The 19,313-nt window shown below is 64.7% G+C and carries 13 protein-coding genes; 12 read left to right on the top strand and 1 reads right to left on the bottom strand.

The window, feature by feature from the left end; translation table 11 throughout:
• Window positions 1–55 precede the first annotated feature (55 nt).
• The 6 genes from LZ586_RS03050 (at window position 56) to LZ586_RS03025 (ending at window position 6,476) form a co-directional block, all read left to right on the top strand.
• Complete coding sequence (locus tag LZ586_RS03050; protein WP_235078217.1) at window positions 56–880, top strand: TorF family putative porin; 825 nt, start codon at window positions 56–58, stop codon at window positions 878–880.
• Between the two features lie 95 nt (window positions 881–975).
• A complete protein-coding gene (gene mntR, locus LZ586_RS03045) occupies window positions 976–1,425 on the top strand; it encodes a manganese-binding transcriptional regulator MntR (RefSeq protein ID WP_235078216.1) in 450 nt (149 codons plus the stop codon).
• Between the two features lie 64 nt (window positions 1,426–1,489).
• On the top strand, window positions 1,490–2,842 hold the full coding sequence (locus LZ586_RS03040) for an Nramp family divalent metal transporter (RefSeq protein WP_235078215.1): 1,353 nt from the start codon (window positions 1,490–1,492) through the stop codon (window positions 2,840–2,842).
• Between the two features lie 25 nt (window positions 2,843–2,867).
• A complete protein-coding gene (locus LZ586_RS03035; RefSeq protein WP_235078214.1) occupies window positions 2,868–5,156 on the top strand; it encodes an FdhF/YdeP family oxidoreductase in 2,289 nt (762 codons plus the stop codon).
• A gap of 1 nt (window position 5,157) precedes the next feature.
• Entirely contained in the window at window positions 5,158–5,958 is an 801-nt protein-coding gene (gene fdhD / locus LZ586_RS03030; protein WP_235078213.1) for a formate dehydrogenase accessory sulfurtransferase FdhD, read from the top strand.
• Window positions 5,955–6,476 carry a molybdenum cofactor guanylyltransferase gene (locus tag LZ586_RS03025; protein ID WP_235078212.1) on the top strand — a complete coding sequence of 174 codons (522 nt, stop codon included), beginning with the start codon at window positions 5,955–5,957 and terminating at the stop codon, window positions 6,474–6,476. The genes fdhD and LZ586_RS03025 overlap by 4 nt, the downstream gene beginning before the upstream one ends.
• On the opposite strand, the gene uxuA is transcribed toward LZ586_RS03025, so the two are convergent.
• Complete coding sequence (gene uxuA / locus LZ586_RS03020) at window positions 6,473–7,627, bottom strand: mannonate dehydratase (RefSeq protein ID WP_235078211.1); 1,155 nt, start codon at window positions 7,625–7,627, stop codon at window positions 6,473–6,475. The genes LZ586_RS03025 and uxuA overlap by 4 nt on opposite strands.
• A 209-nt stretch (window positions 7,628–7,836) precedes the next feature.
• On the opposite strand from uxuA, the gene LZ586_RS03015 reads away from it, so the two are divergent.
• The 6 genes from LZ586_RS03015 to LZ586_RS02990 all read left to right on the top strand — a co-directional run bounded on the left by LZ586_RS03015 (window position 7,837) and on the right by LZ586_RS02990 (window position 19,310).
• Window positions 7,837–8,688 carry an endonuclease/exonuclease/phosphatase family protein gene (locus LZ586_RS03015; RefSeq protein WP_235078210.1) on the top strand — a complete coding sequence of 284 codons (852 nt, stop codon included), beginning with the start codon at window positions 7,837–7,839 and terminating at the stop codon, window positions 8,686–8,688.
• Between the two features lie 295 nt (window positions 8,689–8,983).
• Complete coding sequence (locus tag LZ586_RS03010) at window positions 8,984–12,031, top strand: TonB-dependent receptor (RefSeq protein WP_235078209.1); 3,048 nt, start codon at window positions 8,984–8,986, stop codon at window positions 12,029–12,031.
• 79 nt (window positions 12,032–12,110) lie between these two features.
• Window positions 12,111–13,166 (top strand): glycoside hydrolase family 43 protein, encoded by a 1,056-nt coding sequence (locus tag LZ586_RS03005; protein ID WP_235078208.1) that lies wholly within the window; start codon window positions 12,111–12,113, stop codon window positions 13,164–13,166.
• 59 nt (window positions 13,167–13,225) lie between these two features.
• Window positions 13,226–15,529 carry a GH92 family glycosyl hydrolase gene (locus LZ586_RS03000; RefSeq protein ID WP_235079717.1) on the top strand — a complete coding sequence of 768 codons (2,304 nt, stop codon included), beginning with the start codon at window positions 13,226–13,228 and terminating at the stop codon, window positions 15,527–15,529.
• An 11-nt stretch (window positions 15,530–15,540) separates the two neighbouring features.
• Entirely contained in the window at window positions 15,541–16,962 is a 1,422-nt protein-coding gene (locus LZ586_RS02995; protein WP_235078207.1) for a glycoside hydrolase family 125 protein, read from the top strand.
• 23 nt (window positions 16,963–16,985) lie between these two features.
• Window positions 16,986–19,310, top strand: a complete 2,325-nt coding sequence (locus LZ586_RS02990) for a GH92 family glycosyl hydrolase (RefSeq protein WP_235078206.1) — start codon at window positions 16,986–16,988, stop codon at window positions 19,308–19,310.
• The last annotated feature ends 3 nt before the right edge of the window (window positions 19,311–19,313 follow it).

Here is a 19,313-nt window from a genome sequence, read left to right as displayed (position 1 = left end):
ACGGCGGCCCGGGCGCAGGAGGAACTTCCTAAGTCTGCCATAAAGGGGTTGGCTGATGAAGTTCCTTGTTACTTCCACTGCTGCGGCGGTGCTTTTCGTTTGTTCCGCTCCCGGCGCGCTCGCGCAGGAAACCGATCCGCCTGGTCCGATCACCGTTTCCGGAAGCGCTGCTCTTGTCTCCGACTACCGCTTCCGAGGCGTTTCGCAGTCCGACGAGGAGATCGCCGTGCAGGCGGGGTTCACCGTCGCGCACGAAAGCGGCTTCTACATCGGCACCTGGGGTTCCAACCTGGCTGGCTGGGGCACCTTTGGCGGCGCCAATGTCGAACTCGATCTGATCGGCGGATACAAGACCGATATCGGCAATGGTGGAACGCTCGACATCGGCGTGACCTGGTACATGTACCCGGGCGGCGCAGATGAGACCGATTTCGCCGAACCGTATGTGAAGCTGGGTGGGTCGCTCGGCCCGGTCTCGCTGACCGCGGGCGTCGCCTATGCACCCAAGCAGGAAGCGCTCGGCAATTATTCGGCGACGCCGTACAGCCGCGGGCAGAAGGAAGATAATCTCTACCTTTGGGGGGACGGGTCGACCGGACTGCCAGGGACGCCGGTGACGCTGAAGGCCCATATCGGCTATTCGGACGGTAATCCCGGCCTTGGCCCCAACGGCACCAGCGTAGCGCCGACCGGCAAATACTGGGACTGGATGCTCGGTGCCGATGTTGCGGTCGGGCCGCTCACGCTCGGGGTGGCCTATGTCGATACCGACATCAGCCGCAGCGAGTCCGCCTATCTGCTGCCGAACTTCTCCTCCACCAAGGACGGCGGGTCGATCGCGGACGGGCAGGCGGTGTTCTCGGTCTCCGCGGCCTTTTAGCGCGTACCGGGACCGGCGAAACCGGCGGCATCGCCTGTTTCGCCGGTCGGGTGCAGACGCTAAGACCTCCCGTCATGAGGGAGGCGGGACGCGTCATGGCAACATCCAGCGCCGAGCGGCGTGCGGCGGCGTTCCGCCGCACACGTGAGGCCCATAAAAGCGAAGTCGCCGAGGACTATGTCGAACTGATCGGCGACTTGATCGCCGAGCAGGGCGAAGCACGCCTTACCGACGTCGCCGAGAACATGGCGGTGACCCAGGCGACCGCCGCAAAGATCGTCGCGCGCCTGAAGCGCGAAGGGCTTGTCGAGAACAAGCCCTATCGGTCGCTGTTCCTCACCGCCGCGGGGGCCCAGATGGCGGACCGGTCGCGTACCCGCCACCGGGTGGTCTATGACTTCCTTCGTGCCCTGGGGCTCGACGACGCCGTCGCCGAAGCTGATTCGGAAGGGATGGAGCATCATGTCAGCGACGGCACGCTGGAAGCGATCGCCGCGCTGACGGTTGAACTGCGCAGCCGGCAAAGCGAAATTAGCCTAGGCTAAACTTGAACGAAACGGCTATCTGCCGGTTGTGCCGTCAAGAGCGGGACCGGCAGAAGGCCATCGGATGAACGGCAGGGGCAACACCGAACAGGATGATCGTGGCTGGCGGTCGGCTGGTACCCAGTCGCTGCCCGAGGTTTTCCGCTCGGTGCCCGTACCCGCATCGGCCGTCGGTTTGCGTCGGCTCGCGGCGTTCGCCGGCCCGGGGTTCCTGGTGGCGGTCGGCTACATGGATCCCGGCAACTGGGCCACCGACCTGGCCGGCGGATCGGCCTTTGGTTATTCGCTGCTGTCGGTCATCCTGCTGTCCAACCTGATGGCGATCGTGCTCCAGACCCTGGCGGCGCGGCTGGGCATCGCCACAGGCCGCGATCTCGCCTCTGCGTGCCGCGACGCCTATAGCCGCCCTGTAGCGATCCTTTTGTGGCTGCTGTGCGAGATCGCGATCGTGGCCTGCGACCTTGCCGAGGTGATCGGCACGGCCATCGGACTCAATCTCCTGTTCGGTCTTCCGCTGGTGTGGGGCGTATTGCTCACCGCGCTCGATGTGTTCCTGATCCTGGCGCTGCAAAAGCGGGGGTTTCGCCGGCTCGAGGCGTTCGTGATCGCGCTGCTGGCGATCATCGCGGGCTGCTTCGCCTATGAGTTGATCGTGTCGCGGCCCGATCTTTCCGGCGTTGCCGCGGGGCTGGTGCCGACGTCGCAGATCGTGACCAACCCGGCGATGCTCTATCTCGCCATCGGCATCCTCGGCGCCACGGTGATGCCGCACAACCTGTATCTGCATTCCGCGGCGGTACAGACCCGCAATTTCGATCCCAGCCCGGAGGGCAAGCGCGACGCTGCCAAATGGGCGACGCTGGACACGACGATCGCCTTGATGCTGGCTTTGTTCGTCAATGCCGCGATCCTGATCCTGGCCGCCGCGGCGTTCCACACCGCCGGGAACACCGAAGTCGCCGAGATCCAGGACGCCTATCGGCTGCTTACCCCGACGCTCGGCGCGGCGCTGGCGAGCACCTTGTTCGCCGTTGCGCTGCTGGCTTCGGGTCAGAACTCGACGGTGACCGCCACGCTCGCCGGGCAGGTCATCATGGAGGGCTTTTTGCGCCTGCGCCTGGCGCCCTGGGTGCGGCGGCTGGTCACCCGCGGCCTGGCGATCATCCCGGCCGGCATCGTCGCGGCCCTGTACGGCGAGTCCGGAACGGCCAAGTTGCTCGTGCTCAGCCAGGTCGTGCTCTCTCTGCAATTGCCGTTCGCGGTGGTGCCGCTGGTTCAATTCACCTCCGACCGCACGAAGATGGGAAATTTGACCAGCCCTCGATGGTTGAAGCTCGTGGCATGGCTGGTCACTGCCCTGATCATTGGCTTGAACATGAAGCTTCTGCTGGACACGATGGGGATGACCGGTTCCTGAGGAACCGCCTGGTGGAGGGATCGTGATGCGCGACGAGACGGACGAGACGGTGCACTATGACAAGCCGGCCGGTGGTTGGGGATCGCTTCGCGGTATTTCGCTGGTCGCCGGCAAGGAAGGTGTTTCACCGGGCGCGCTCGATACGCTGCGGCGTCAGAACAAGCCGGGCGGGTTCATGTGCGTCTCGTGCGCCTGGACCAAACCGGCAAATCCGCACCCGTTCGAGTTCTGCGAAAACGGTGCCAAGGCGACCTTGTGGGAGCTGACCAGCCGCCGCTGCACGCCCGAGTTTTTCGCCCAGCACACCGTTTCCGAGCTCAAGACCTGGCGCGACTATGACCTGGAGCAGGTGGGGCGATTGACGCACCCGATGCGCTACGATCCCGCCAGTGACAGATATGTACCCGTCGCCTGGGAGGAGGCGTTTCGCGCGATCGGCGCGGAGCTGCGCGCTCTCGAGCCCAAGTCGACGGTCTTCTATGCCTCGGGACGGGCAAGCCTGGAGACGTCCTATCTTTGGGCTCTGTTCGCCCGGCTCTACGGGCACAACAATCTGCCCGACAGCTCGAACATGTGCCACGAGACCACCTCGGTGGGCTTGAAGAAGGTCATCGGCTCGTCGGTCGGCACCTGTGTCGCCGAAGACTTCGAGAAGTGCGACGCGATCTTCTTCTTCGGGCAGAATCCAGGCACCAACAGTCCGCGCCTGCTGCACCCACTGCAGGAAGCGGTGCGGCGCGGCTGCCGCATCGTCACGTTCAATCCGATCCAGGAACGGGGGCTGATCGCCTTCACCAATCCGCAAAGCCCGGTGGAAATGGCGACGGGCAAGGAGACCCGCATCTCCGAGCTGTATTTCCAGGTTCGCCCGGGCGGCGACATCGCCGCGATCCTGGGGATGTGCAAGCACGTCCTGGCACGCGAGGAGCGTCAATGGACCGAGCAGCGGCATCATCTGATCGACGTCGACTTCATCGAACAACACACCCACGGCTTCGGCGCCTTTGCCGATCTGGTGAAGGCCACCGAGTGGGAGGACATCGAACGCGAATCGGGCCTGACTCGCGCCGATCTGGAGGCGGCTGCCGACATTTACTGCGGCGCCAAGAAGGTCATCGCCTTTTACGGCATGGGGGTCACTCAGCACGTCCATGGCTCGCAGACCATCGGCACGCTCATCAACCTGTTGCTGCTGCGCGGCAATTTGGGCCGGGAAGGTGCCGGCATCTCGCCGGTGCGCGGCCACTCCAACGTCCAGGGACAGCGCACCGTCGGTATCTCGGAAAAGCCCGAGCTGGTGCCGCTCGATGCGCTTGAAAAGCTGTTCGGCTTCGCACCGCCGACTGAGAAGGGCATGAACACGGTCGAGGCGTGCGAGGGCATTCTGGCGGGCGAGGTGAAGGCGTTCCTTGGCCTGGGCGGCAATTTCATCCGCGCCATCCCGGAGCGCGAAAAGATGGAGGCGGCCTGGACCGGCATGCGCCTGACCGTCCAGATCGCGACCAAATTGAACCGAAGTCACCTGATCAACGGCGAAGTCGCCTATCTGCTGCCCTGCCTCGGCCGGTCGGAGGAAGACCTGCAGGATAGCGGGGCGCAGATCGTCACGATGGAGGACAGCCTGTCCTGCATCCACGGCTCGATCAGCCGCCGCAAACCCGCCAGCGAGCATCTTCGCTCCGAACTTTCGATCGTCGCGGGACTCGCCAAGGCGGCGCTACCGGACAATCCGAAGGTGCGCTGGGACGACTGGGTCGGCGATTATGGCCAGGTGCGCGAGTTGATCGAAGCGACCTATCCCGACGAGTTCGCCGATTTCAACGCACGGGTGTTCACGCCCGGGGGCTTCTACCGCGGCAACGCCGCGCGCGAGCGGGTGTGGAAGACCGAAAGCGGCAAGGCCGAATTCAGCATCCCCGACGGGCTGAACGCCTGTGGCTTTGCCGAGGCGCCGGGCCGCTACCGCCTGATCACCTTGCGATCCAACGACCAGTTCAACACGACCATCTACGGCTATTCCGACCGGTTGCGCGGCATCGAAGGGACACGCGACGTGCTGCTGATGAACCCGGACGAGATTGCCAGGGCCGGGATACGCGCTGGCCAGGTCGTTGCGCTGGTCAGCGATGCGGAGGATGGCATTCACCGCGAGGTCGGCGGCTTGACCGTGACGCCTTTCTCGCTCCCCGATGGGTGCGTGGCGGCCTATTATCCGGAAATGAATCCGCTCATCGCGCTGTCGCATCATGACTGCCTGTCGAAGACTCCCGCGGCCAAATCGGTGCCGGTCCGCATCAAGGCCGACGCGGCGTAGCATGTCGGCGCTGCCGGCTGGTCCCTTGCTGGTCGAGTACCCGACGAACAGCGGGACCGCGTACGAAGGCATGCGGGCGGTTCCGCTGGAGACGCCGATCGCGATCGAGTTCAATGGGATCGGCTATGGGGTGATGATGGCGACCCCCGCCGACTTCGAGGACTTCGCTCTCGGGTTCACGTTGACCGAGGGGCTTGCCGCGCCCGACGAAGTTCTCGGGATCGATACCCATGCTGTCGAGGGTGGCTTCGTCATACGCGTGACGCTGGTGCAGTCGCGGCTCGAGCCCGTGCTGGGGCGCGCCAGGCTGCGGGTGTCGGAGAGCGCCTGCGGGCTGTGCGGCATGGACAACATCGCCCAAGTCCTGCGGCCCTTGCCGACCCTCAAAGCCCGAATCGGGACCACGCGCGCGGCGATCCACGCCGCGCTGGACGGGCTTCCCGCGCTCCAGCCGCTCAGCGCCGCGACGGGTGCGGTGCACGCCGCGGCGTTCTGCGCGCCCGATGGAACGATCAGGCAGGTGCGCGAGGATGTCGGCCGCCACAATGCGCTCGACAAGCTGATCGGCGCGGTGGCGCGCTCTGGCGGCGGTTTCGGGGACGGGTTCTTCCTCGTGACCTCGCGTTGCAGCTATGAATTGGTTGAGAAGACGGTGCAGGTCGGCTGTCCGCTGCTCGTCGCCATCTCGGCACCTACCAGCCTGGCGGTGGAGCGCGCCCGCGAAGCGGGGCTTGCCCTGGTGGCGCTCGCCCGGCGCGATTCGATGCTGGTGCTCAACGATCCGCACCGGGCGATCGCGTGAGGACGCTGGGCGTCGTGCTGGCGGGCGGCAAGTCGTCGCGGTTCGGCTCGGACAAGGCTGTCGCGATGCTCTCGGGGCGGCCGTTGATCGCGCACGCGCTCGACAATCTGCGCCGCCACGCGGAGGCGGTCGCGGTCGCCGGGCGGCACGTCGCCGACGTCGTCAGCGTGGAAGACCGCCCGTCGCCCGGGCTGGGCCCGCTGGGAGGCCTCTGCGGCGCCCTGGCCTATGCAGCGCAACACGGGTTCGGCCAGGTGCTGACCTGCGGCGTCGACTGCCCCGATCTGCCCGCCGACGTCCTAGACCGGGCGCCGAGCTATCTGGAGGGCCAGCCCGTGATCGGGCTGTGGCCGGCAGACGCGCTCGGCGCCCTCGAGCACTTCATCGCCACCGATCCCCGCCGCTCGGTCCGCGGCTTTGGCGAGCGGATCGGCGCGCGCGCCATCCGCTCCAGCACGGCCGCGCCCAACATCAACACGCCGGCCGATCTCGCGGCGCTGGCCACGCGATACCCCTAGACGTGGGCCAGCCCCCGCTCCAGGCCGCGCAGCTCGGCCAGGCCGCGCATCCGCCCGAGCAGCGAGTAGCCGGGATTGGTCTTCCTGCCGATATCGTCGAGCATCTGGTGGCCATGGTCCGGACGCATCGGGATGCTCCGCCCCTCGGCGCGCGACAGCGCGACCACTTCCTTCATGATCGCCGCCATCCCGGCGCTGCCCTCGAGATGGGCGGCTTCGTGGAAGGTCCGCTCACCCTCCTGCGCGACCGAGCGGAGGTGGAGGAAGCCGATCCGGTCTCCCAGCCGGCGCACCATGCCGGCAAGGTCGTTGTCGGGACGCGCGCCGAACGACCCGGAGCAGAAGCACAGCCCGTTGGCGGTGCTCGGGACCCGCTCGAACAGCGCGCTCACGTCGGCCTCGGTGCTGACCACCCGCGGCAGTCCGAAAATGGGGAAGGGCGGGTCGTCGGGATGCACCACCAGCCGCACGCCGGCTTCCTCCGCCGCCGGGCACACCGCTTCCAGGAACGCGACATGGTTCTCGCGCAGGCGATCGGGAGTCACCGCGCCATAGCTGTCTAGCGCCTCCTGGAACTGCGCGGACGTGAAGCTCTCCTCGCTTCCCGGAAGGCCCGCCAGGATCGTGCGCTCCAACGTGCGTCGGTCTTCCTCGTCCATCACCGCGAAGCGGCGCGCCGCGGCTTCGCGCACCGCCGGGCTGTAATCGGCCTCGGCACCCGCCCGGCCGAGCAGATGGAGGTCATAAGCGGCGAACGCCTCCCACTCGAACCGCAAGGCGAGCGCACCGTCGGGCAGCTCCCACGCCAGGTCCGTCCGCGTCCAATCCAGCAGCGGCATGAAGTTGTAGGTCACCACCGTGACCCCGCATTGCCCCAGATTGCGCAGGCTCTTGCGATAGGCGTCGATCAGTTCGTCCCAATCGGCGGACCGCCGCTTGATGCCGTCATGCACCGGCAGGCTCTCCACCACGCTCCAGCCAAGCCCACTCGCTTCGATCAGCGCCTTGCGCGCGGCGATCGCTTCGACCGGCCAGACCGCGCCGTTCGGCAGCTCGTGCAACGCAGTCACCACTTCGCTTGCCCCGGCCTGGCGGATATCGCGCAAGCGCACGGGATCGCCGGGTCCGAACCAGCGCAAGGTCTGCGTCAACAGCAACGGCAAGCTCCCCAAAAACGGCGTCGCCGACTGCTCTACCGCGTCGGCCGGCGTCGTCGCAACTCCTGCCGATGCGGCACAAGCGCGGCCACCGCGCGCCATCGCGCATGACACGGGACGCCCGGGCCGGTTAAGCCGCGCGGCACCCAGGCCGGTCGCGCACGCCGTTAGCAACCCGCGCGCCGCAACAAGGAGGCACAACCTTGATCGCCCGCATCCGACTTGTTCTCCCCGTGCTGCTCCTCCTGCACCTTGCCGGCTGTGCGTCTTCGGTGAAGGTGATGACCTTCAACGTCCGCTACGCCTCCGACCAGGGACCCCAGCGATGGCCGGTGCGCCGACCGGTCCTCATCGCCCTCCTGGAGCGCTCCCGGCCCGACGTCATCGGAACCCAGGAACTGTTGCAGCGCCAGGGCGACGACATCGTCAGCGCACTGCCGGGCTACCGCTGGTTCGGGCGGGACCGGGCCGGGGGGCATGCCGACGAGCATATGGGCGTGTTCTACCGCCCCGATCGGGTGCGGCTGCTACGCAGCGGCGACTTCTGGCTTTCCGATACGCCGGAGCGGCCGAACAGCATGAGCTGGGGTGCGGACCTGCCGCGCATGGCGACTTGGGCAGTGTTCGAAACGCGGGGATCACGCCCGCGCCAGTTCCTGTTCGTCGACACGCACCTGGCCCACCGCGACCAGGACGATGCGGCGCGCGAGCGGTCCGCGGCGTTGATCCTCGAACGCCTCGCCGCCTTTCCCGCGACTCTGCCGGTAGTGCTTGCGGGCGACATGAACACCCGCCCGAACAGCAGGGCATATGCCATCTTCGCGCAGGCGCTGCGCGATGCGCGCACCCATAGCCGCGCCGTGCGCGGACCCGAAAACACCTTCCACGATTTCACCGGCACCGCCGATCGGCGGATCGACTATCTGTTCACCCGGGGCTTCCGCGCGACCACGGTCGAAACCGACGATTATCATCAGGGCGGCGTTTACCCCTCGGATCATTTCCCAGTGACCGCTACCTTCCGCTTCGCCGCTGCAGGGCCAAAGCGGCCCTGACCGTGGAGCGGTTTGCGGCGCTTCGCCACCGATAACTGCCCAATCCAGCCCGCCGCCAGTGCGGCCCCAACAATATCCGTCGACCCCTCAGTCTGCGGCGCTGACCTGTGAGAAGTGCCCCGCGTCCGACGAACCGCGCGGGCATTCAATTGACAAGTTGCTTTTCTTATTCTCTCATAAGGGCAAGCCAGGGGCGTTCGAACGCTCCAACGCCGGCCTCGAACCGGATGATGATGGCAACACTTGGTGAGGACAGGCCGCGCATCGAAAGCGGCCGATTGGGAGGACGCCGCCGATGAGCGCTCTGGATCTGCACACGAATTTCGCCGCCCCCCGCCGGTATTCGGCGTGGAAGCTGCTGCTCTCCGCGAGCATCATCGCCGGCATCGCGCCTGCCGCGTTCGCGCAGGATGTCGCGGCGCAAGCCGGCGCCACGGCCATGCAGGCGCCCGGCACTCCAGGCCCGGCCACAGGCCCGGCGCAGGAAACCGCCGATCCCAACCAGGCGACAACCACCGAGGATGTCGTGGTCACCGGCTATCGTCGCTCCATCGAGGAAAGCCTCAATCAGAAGCGTGAGGCCAGCGCGTTCGTCGATGTCATCACTGCCGAGGATATCGGCAAGTTCCCCGACAAGAACGTCGCCGACGCGCTCCAGCGCGTGCCGGGCGTAATCATCGATCGCGACGGTGGTGAGGGCAGCCGGGTCAGTATCCGCGGTCTGACGTCGGATCTGACGCTTACCCTGCTCAACGGCAACTTCCTGGCCGGCGCCGACAGTGGCGACCCCGACCGCTCGTTTAACTATGTCCTTCTGCCGTCGAACTTCATCGCCAGCACCGAAGTCTACAAGTCGCCAGAAGCGCGCATCGATGAAGGTGGTGTTGGCGGCACCATCATCCTGAACACGCGCCGCCCGCTCGATCTGCCGGCATGGTCGGGCTTCGCCTCGATCGAAGGCACCTACGCCGACACCTCCGAAAAATTCGAGCCGCAGATCGGCGGTCAGGTGTCGTGGAAGAACGAGGCAGAGACGATCGGTTTCCTGGTCGGCGGCGTTTATCAGAAGCGCACCAATCGCGAGCTGCGCAGCAGCGCTGACTCGTGGCTTTGGTGGAGCGATCGAGACGCGACCGGCAACGTCATTACTCCAGCGACCGACGTGAAGGGCAACACTTTTGCCAATGACGACGCCATTTCCTATTGGTCTGGCGGTGGTCAGACGACCCAGGATGGCAAGCATTATTCCGGTTATTGGGCTCCGCAGTCAGTGACGGCGGAAGTGTTCAACCAGGATCGTGAACGCACCGGTATTCAGGCCACCCTGCAGGTCAAGCCATTCGATAACCTGACCGTCACCTCTAACTATTTCCGTTTCGAATATAGCAGCGATTATGTCTCCAATCGGGTGCAGGTGCCCGAATGGGGTTATGGCAGCTTCTTCAAGGATGCCGCGCTGGATTCGAGCGGTACCATTTTCCAAGGCGCGACCTTCGCGCTGCCCGCCGCTGGCACTGGCTGCCTCGCTCGTCCCACACCCTGCACGATGGAGACGCCTTGGATCACTGGCACCTACAGCCGCGAGAAACAGGTCTCCAACACCTTCGAAACCGAAGTTGCCTTTAAGCAGGACCAGTTTGACGCCCGTCTGAAGGTCGGCAAGACCAAGTCGAGCGGTGGGCCGTCGATGCGGTTCAACGTTGCGGTCAAGCCGCGCGTAACCATTCCTGGCCAGGAGCAGAGCGGCAGTGCGCTTAGCGCCTGGGACATCTCCAACGGTCAGATCGACTACACCTTCTCACCCGGTGTGCTGGAGAACCTCAAGGCTGGTATCGCCCAGGTGGACGTGGGATCGACGCGTTCCAGCTTCATCAACACCGATCTGGGCCAGCGCTACGCCCAACTCGACCTGACGCGGCGCTTCGACGGCTTTCTTGAATCGATTCAAGTTGGTGGCAAGTGGCGTGAGCTGAAGATCCATCGTGAGACAGGCCGCAACGATTGGTACGCCGATCCCGCGACAGAGCTGCTCTACCAGGACACCGATGATGGCGCGGTCGCGCGGCCGGAATTCTTCCTGGATAAGGAAATCGGAAACCTGATCGGCGGTTTCAGCAGCACGACCTTCCCGGGCATCAATTTCGATAATTATATCCGTTATCTTGACAGTACCTACGGGCCCTCGGTGAAGTACCAGGAAAAGGACTTCATCTACGATCTGGGTGAGCGGATTCTCTCGGGCTATACCCAGCTGAATTTCCACAGCGGTGCGTTTCGTGGGAACATCGGTGTGCGCGTGGCGCAGACGAAGCAGACCGGCAATACCTCCGACCGCCTCGTGTACCGGCGCGATTACTGCGTGAATGGCCCCGGCGGCCCCTTCGACCCCAACCGGCCGCTGGGAGCCGACGGCAATTGCGCCATGCTGCCGCTGGAAGTGCGCGAGGAGATCGTGAACACGCGCGTTGACCAGTCAAAAACCTATACCGACGTGCTGCCGAGCGCCAATGCGGTCTTCGAAGCCACGCCAAACCTGCTATTCCGCGCTTCGGTCGCTAAGGTGATCGCCCGCCCGTCTTTCGCCAATCTGGGTGCCGAACGCTCCTTGAATTACAACTCGCCCGAATTCGTCTTCGATCGCGGCCAGTTTGGCGCGGTCGAAGGTTGGTCGGGTGGCGGTGGCAACGCCGACCTCAAGCCGTTCAACGCCTGGCAATATGATTTTGGCGTCGAGTGGTACTTCAAGCGTGGATCGGTGCTGGGCGCGACCTTGTTCCGCAAGGACGTGTCCGACTTCATCGTGCCGCTGGTGATCGACGTCACGCGCGAAGTGAATGGGGAGCAGGTGCCGATCCGGCCCTATTCCACTTTCGCCAACGGTTCCAACGCCCGGTCGCAGGGTGTTGAACTCTATGCCCAGCACACGCTGCCCTTCGGCCTCGGCGCACAGGTGAACTTCACCTACAACGATACTTCAACCGCCGACATCACCCTCGATGGCCAGAAGGTCGGTACCTCGGCCCTGGTCGGTAGCGCCAAGACGCAGATCAACGCCTCGGTGTTCTACGAGAATGACAAGCTGCTGCTGCGCGCTTCGTACAATCGTCGCGGTGAACGCGTGGGTGCGCTGGTGTCCGGCCTTAACGAATACACCAAGCCGTATCAGCAGGTCGATCTCAACGCCTCTTATGCCGTGACGGACAAGTTGATGCTGACCGCTTCGGTCATCAACCTGACCAAATCGGAAGAAAGCCGCTATCTGGGCAACGATACCGAAGACCGCTTCACCTACCGGAACTACTTTGGTCGCCGGGCCTATGTCGGCCTGTCCTACAACTTCTGATCGTCGTCGGCCCCCTCCGGCTTCCTAGGGTGGCTCCTTCGGGAGCCACCTGTTTTCCTTTTTCTCCAAGGCGGTGCAGATGATGAAGCGGCTTCTTCGCCTGGGGCTCGGCGCCACCGCGCTGCTCGCTTGTGGTCTCGCGACCGCATCCAACCCGATCGTGCCCGGCTGGTATGCCGATCCGGAGATCCGGGTGTTCGGCGGGCGCTATTGGATCTATCCGACCTATTCCGATCATGCCGGCACGCCCGATCTGACGACCCGCTTCACGCCGGCGCAGCAGGAAGCCCGCAAGCGCAAGACGGTGCGCCCATCTTACGGGATGCAGACCTTCTTCAACGCCTTTTCCTCGCCCGATCTGGTCCATTGGACCAAGCACAGCCATGTGTTCGACGTGCGCGACGCCGCCTGGGCCGCCTATGCGATCTGGGCGCCTTCGGTGCTGGAGGCCAATGGCCGCTATTACATGTTCTTCAGCGCCAACGACATTCAGAGCGACGCCGAGCTTGGCGGGATCGGCCTGGCGGTCAGCGACAAGCCCGGTGGTCCGTTCAAGGATGCGATCGGCAAGCCGCTGGTGGGCAAATTCCACAATGGCGCGCAGCCGATCGACCCCTTCGCCTTCCGCGACAAGGATGGGCGGGTCTATCTGTTCTATGGCGGGTGGCAGCATTGCAACGTCGTGCGCCTCAGCCGCGACCTGAAGTCGATCGTGCCGTTCCCCGATGGCTCGACCTACAAGGAGATCACGCCGCCGGGCTATGTCGAGGGCTCGTTCATGATCGAGCGCAAGGGCGTCTATTACCTGATGTGGTCGGAAGGGGGGTGGACCGGGCCGGACTACAGCGTCGCCTATGCGATGGGTCCGAGCCCGACCGGACCGTTCAAGCCGATGGGCAAGATCCTCAAGCAGGATTTCGCGATCGCGCGGGGGGCGGGGCACCATTCGGTGGTACAGGTGCCGGGCACCGACGACTGGGTTATCGCCTATCATCGCCGCCCGCTCGACACCGATCGCGGCGAGCATCGCCAGGTCGCCATCGACAGGATGATCTTCAACGCGGATGGTAGCATCCGTCCGGTGGTGATGACGCGCGAAGGCGTCGCGCCGCGGCCGATCGCGGCCAAGCATTGAACATGGGGAGAAGCAGGGTGAAAAGCACTTGGGGGCAGCGGCTGCGCGCCGGCACCGCGATGTTGGTGACGCTGGGGCTGGTGGCGCCGGCACCGCTGCTCGCGCAGGCCGCGGCGCCGCGTGAGGCGCTGGTCGACCTGGTGAACCCCCTGATGGGCACCGATTCCGACTACACCTTGTCCTATGGCAACACCTATCCCGCGGTGGCGGTGCCTTGGGGCATGAACTTCTGGTCGCCGGTCACCGGCAAGATGGGCAGTGGCTGGGGCTATACCTATGACGCGAACAAGATCAGCGGCATCAAGCAGACGCACCAGCCCAGCCCCTGGATGAACGATTACGCCGCGTTCGAACTGATGGGGACGACCGGGCCACTGCGCATCAGGCAGGACGAGCGCGCGTCGTGGTTCAGTCACAAGGCGGAAGAGGCCAAGCCTTACAAATACAAGGTTTATCTGGCCGATCACGACGTCACTGCGGAGGTCGTTCCCACCAATCGCGCCGCCCAGTTCCGCTTCACTTTTCCCGAAAGCGACGACGCCCACATCATCCTCGACGCGTACGATGAAGGTTCGATGGTCAACATCGACGCCAAAAATCGCCGGATTACAGGGTATGCGCGCAACAACAGCGGTGGCGTTCCGCACAACTTTCACAACTTTTTCATCCTCCAATTCGACCACGGTTTTTCCGTCACCCGCACCTGGGATCAGAACTGGCAGCTTCGCGATTCCGCCAAGAGCGAAGGCGCGCATGTCGGCGCCGTAGTGAGCTTCAAGACGAAGCGCGGCGAGCAAGTGGGGGTGAAGGTCGCCTCGTCCTTCATCAGCCCCGAACAAGCGGAACGGAACCTGACGGAAGAAGTCGGCCGCGACAGCTTCGCCCAGACCGAAGCCAAGGCGCGCAAAATCTGGGAAACCGAGCTGTCGCGCATCCGCGTCAGCGATCCCGACAAGGATGCGCGCAAGACCTTCTACTCGGCGCTATATCGGATGCTGCAGTTCCCGCGTACCTTCCACGAGGTCGATGCGCAGGGAAAGACCGTCCATTACAGCCCCTATGACGGGCAGGTGCATCCCGGGCCGATGTTCACCGACAACGGCTTCTGGGACACCTGGCGCGCGGTGTTCCCGTTCTTCGCGCTGATGTACCCCGAGGTGGACGGCCAGATCATGCAGGGGCTCGTCAACACCTACAAGGAATCCGGCTGGTTGCCGGAATGGGCGAGTCCGGGTCACCGCAACGTGATGATCGGGTCCAACTCGGCCAATCTCATTGCCGACGCGTATCTCAGCGGCGTCCGCGGCTTCGACGTCGAGACGTTGTACGAGGCGATGGTCAAGAACGCCACCACCTCACAGGGTCGCCCGCGTGATTCCAAGGGCAATGTAGTCAACGCAGTCGGTCGCGAGGGCGTCGAGTTCTACAACCGGCTGGGCTATGTACCCTACGACGTCGGCATCAAGGAGAACGCCGCACGCACGCTGGAATATGCCATCGCCGACTTCTCGCTGTCACGCTTGGCGGCTGCCCTCGGGAAGACCGAGGATGCTGCCAAATACGCGCAGCAGGCGCAGAATTACCGCAAGCTCTACGACGCCCAATCCGGCTGGATGCGCGGCCGCAATCAGGATGGCAGCTGGTCGACGCCGTTCAACCCGCTGAAATGGGGCGACGCGTTCACCGAAGGCAATTCGCTGCACTATAGCTGGTCGGTGATGCAGGACGTGCAGGGGTTGATCGACCTGATGGGCGGCGACCGCAAGTTTGTCGACCGGCTGGATTCGATCTTCACGGCGCCGCCGCTGTTCGACGACAGCTATTATGGCGAGACGATCCACGAGATCCGCGAGATGCAGATCGTCAACATGGGCAATTATGCCCATGGCAACCAGCCGATCCAGCACATGATCTACCTGTACGATTGGGCCGGCGCGCCGTGGAAGACCCAGTATCACGCGCGTGAGGTGATGACGAAGCTCTACGCGCCGACGCCCGACGGCTATCCCGGCGACGAGGACAACGGCCAGACATCGGCGTGGTATGTGTTCTCGGCAATGGGCTTCTACCCGGTCACGCCGACAGTGGGGCAGTATGCGATCGGCAGCCCGCTGTTTCGCAACGTCCAGCTCACCTTGCCTCACGGCAAGCGGCTGTCGATCGAGGCGGAGAATAACAGCCCCGACAATGTCTACATCCAGTCGGTGACCCTCAACGGCAAGCGCCACGACAAGAGCTGGCTCTCGCGCGAACAACTGACCGGGGGCGGCACGTTGCGCTTCGTGATGGGGCCCAAGCCGAACACCGCCTGGGCGAGCGGCAAGGCGGCGGCGCCGTTCTCGATGAGCGCGCCGGCAAAGTGAAGGAACGTGCGATGACCCTTACTCGCCGGGATCTGGTGGCCACCAGCGGGGCGATTGCCCTGTCGGCAATGGTGCCTGCATCTGCAAGCGCGGCGCCATTCGTCTCCAAGCGGCCGCCGCGCGAGAAGCGGGCGTTCATCAGCCCCGCGGTCGAAGCCGAGATCAAGCGCGTCAAGGCAAAGATCGCAGATGTCGAACTCGCCTGGCTGTTCGAGAATTGCTATCCCAACACGCTCGACACCACGGTTCAGCCCGGCACGGTCGACGGCAAGCCCGACACTTTCGTCATCACCGGTGATATCGATGCGATGTGGCTGCGCGACAGCTCGGCGCAGCTTCAGACCTATGTTCACTTGGCGCCCAAGGATGCCGGGCTGCGGCGGCTGTTCCATGGCGCGCTCCAGCGCCAGGCGCGGTGCATCCTGGTCGATCCCTATGCCAACGCGTTCCTGAAGGATACGAGCGCCAAGTCGAACCTGGGGGCGGTCAACGACCTTACCGAGATGAAGCCGGGCGTGGCGGAGCGAAAGTGGGAGATCGACTCGCTTTGCTATCCAATGCGGCTGGCGCATGCCTATTGGACGGCGACGCACGACAAAGCTCCGTTCGATGCCTTCTGGGCACGCGGGATGGCGCAGGCGGTCGCGACGCTGAAGGAACAGCAGCGGCTGGACGGACCGGGGCCGTACCGTTTCCAACGGCGCGAAGTGACGCCGACCGAGACGCTGATGTTCGGCGGGCTGGGTTCGCCCACGAAGAAGGTCGGGCTGATCCATTCGGGCTTCCGGCCCTCCGACGATGCCTGCGTGTTCCCGTTCCTGATCCCGTCGAACCTGTTCGCGGTATCGGCGCTCACCATGCTGGCAACGGTGCTGCGCGAGGCGCGGGGCGATGCGGCCGGTGCTGCGCAGGCTGAAGCGTTCTCCACCAGCGTCCGCCAGGCTTTGGAGCAATATGGCAAGATGCCGGGCGGCGAGACCTGGGCGTTCGAGGTCAATGGCTTCGGCGACGCGATCTTCATGGATGACGCCAATGTGCCGAGCCTGTCGGCGCTGCCGCTGCTGGGAGCCGCCGACCGTCACGACCCGCTCTATCGCCGCACCGCCGCGCTCGCCTGGAGCCCGCGCAATCCCTATTTCTTCGCAGGTTCGGCGGCACAGGGGATCGGTGGACCGCATGTCGGCATGGACATGATCTGGCCGATGTCGCTCATCACCCGCGCGCTGATGAGCGATGACGATGCCGTGATCCGCCAGTGCCTGAGCTGGCTGAAAGCCACGCATGGCGGCACCGGCTTCATGCATGAAAGCTTCCACAAGGACGATCCCGCCAAATTCACGCGCAGCTGGTTCGCCTGGGCCAATGGCCTGTTCGGCGACCTCATCCTCGACCTCGAGCGGCGCAAGCCCGCGCTGCTCGCCGCCACTTACTGAACCGTACCGGAAGGCCCCGTTTGATGATCACCGCCAATCGCCGTCAATTGCTGTCCGGAACCGGACTGGCGATCGTCGGCAGCACCGTTCCCGGCACCGCCTGGGCCCAGGCTCCTGCCGCGGCCAAGCCCGACTTGTTCGTCGGCACCGGCGGGCACGGCCACACCTTTCCAGGGCCATCGCTGCCGTTCGGGATGGTCCAGCTGGGGCCGGACACCGATAACGCGCGCTGGGACGCGTGTTCGGGCTATCACCGTACCGACGGGTCGATCATGGGGTTCAGCCATACCCACCTGTCGGGCACCGGCATCGGCGACATGCTCGACGTGCTGGTGGTGCCGACCCGCGGCAAGCTGGAGCTCAAGCCCGGGCCGCTCGACAATGCCGATGGCGGGTATCGACAGCGCTTCTCCGACGAGCATGCCGAGCCGGGCTATTATCGTGTGCGGCTGGAGTCCGGCGTACGCGCCGAACTGACCGTCACCGAGCGTGTGGGCCTGCACCGCTATCATTTCCCCAAGGGCGCGGGACACATCCTGATCGATTTCGCGCACATGATCCTGGACAAGTGGGACACTGGAGCGCTGATCGAAAGCGCATCGCTGGCGCTAGGCGTCGACGGCATGCTGACCGGCAGCCGCCAGGTGAACCGATGGGCCAAGGGGCGCAACATCCACTTCGCCATGCAGCTTTCGCGCAAGCCCAGCCGCGTCGAGTTCTTTGGCGACGACGACAAGCCAGCGGCCGAGGGTGCGAAGGGCGTCACTGGCAAGAGCGTGAAGGTCGCGCTGTTCTTCGACGAGGCGGGCGGCGCACCGATCGTCATCAAGACGGGCATGTCGGGCGTGTCAGTGAATGGCGCGCGTGCGGCGCTGACGCAGGAGGCGCCAGGTTGGAACTTTGATCGGGCCGCGGCCGAGGCGCGGAGGATCTGGGCGCGCGAGCTGCAAAGCGTGCGGGTGAAGGGGGGCACCGAGGCTCAGCGCACGATCATGAGCAGCGCCCTGTACCACACCATGCTGGCCCCGACGCTATTTACCGACCGAGATGGGCGCTACATGGGCATGGACCGGCAAGTGCATCAGGCGCCCGAGGACGCGCCGGCGTTCAGCACCTACTCCACTTGGGACACCTATCGCGCGCTGCACCCGCTGCTGACGCTGATCCGGCCCGAACATGCCGCGATGTTCACCCGCGACTTGATTCGCCAGACGCAGCAAAGCCCCTATGGTCCGCCGGTCTGGCCGCTGCAGGGGATCGAGACCGGCTGCATGATCGGCTGGCACTCCGTGGTGATCATGGCCGAAGCGCGGGCGAAGGGGATCGAGGCGGATTATGCGGCTGCTTGGCCCAACATCCGCCGCCGCGCGTTCGACCCCAAGTTCAAGGACAGCGACAGCTCGCTTGGCCGCGAGCATTATTACGCGCTGGGCTATATTCCCGCCGACAAGGTGTGGGAGTCTGTCAGCCGCACTCAGGAATATGCTTATGACGACTGGGCAATGGCGGTGCTGGCCGAGGCTGCCGGCGCGCATGACGATGCTGCGACGCTGCGCAAACGGAGCCTGAACTATCGCAACGTGCTCGATGCCGAGGTCGGCTTCGCGCGGCCCAGATTCTCGGACGGAAAATGGTGGGGGTCGCCTTATGATCCGATCCAGATCGGGCACATGCCCAAGCCGTGGTGGCGCGACTTCACTGAGGCCAATGGCTGGCAAGCGACTTTCCTCAACCAGCACGACACGTACGGCCTGATCCGGCATTTCGGCGGCGACGCCAAGTTCGAGGCGAAGCTCGACGCGTTCTTCAACGGGCCTTCGACCCTGCCGGCCAATGCGCCGCCGGACATCACCGGATTGGTGGGGCAGTATGCGCATGGCAACGAGCCCGACCAGCATGCCGCGTATTTGTACGCCTTTTGCGGCAAGCCGTGGAAGACGCAGGCGATGGTCCGCAGGCTGTTGACGGAGATGTACAAGGCCGATCCTGACGGTGTGATCGGCAACGACGATTGCGGGCAGATGAGCGCGTGGTTCGTGCTGAGCGCGCTCGGTTTCTACCCGGTCGATCCGGTGAGTGCCGTCTATGTGTTCGGGTCGCCGCTATTCGACGAGGCAGAGCTCGACCTCGGCAAGGGTCGCACGCTGCGCGTTCGTGCGCCTGGCAATGGTCCCGACAGCCCCTATGTCCAGTCGGTGCGGTGGAATGGGCGTCCCTGGACGCGCAACTGGATCGCGCATGCCGAGCTAGCAAAGGGCGGCGAATTGGTGTTCGAGATGGGACCCAAGCCGTCTCGCTTCGGAACGGCGATGGAGGATCGCCCGCCATCGTTCGGCAAGTCAGGCTGACGC

It is taken from the genome of Sphingomonas sp. S2-65 (genome assembly GCF_021513175.1).
Lineage (GTDB): Bacteria > Pseudomonadota > Alphaproteobacteria > Sphingomonadales > Sphingomonadaceae > Sphingomonas.
Note: the sequence above shows the minus strand (reverse complement) of the source record. Positions and strands in the feature narration are given on the sequence as shown.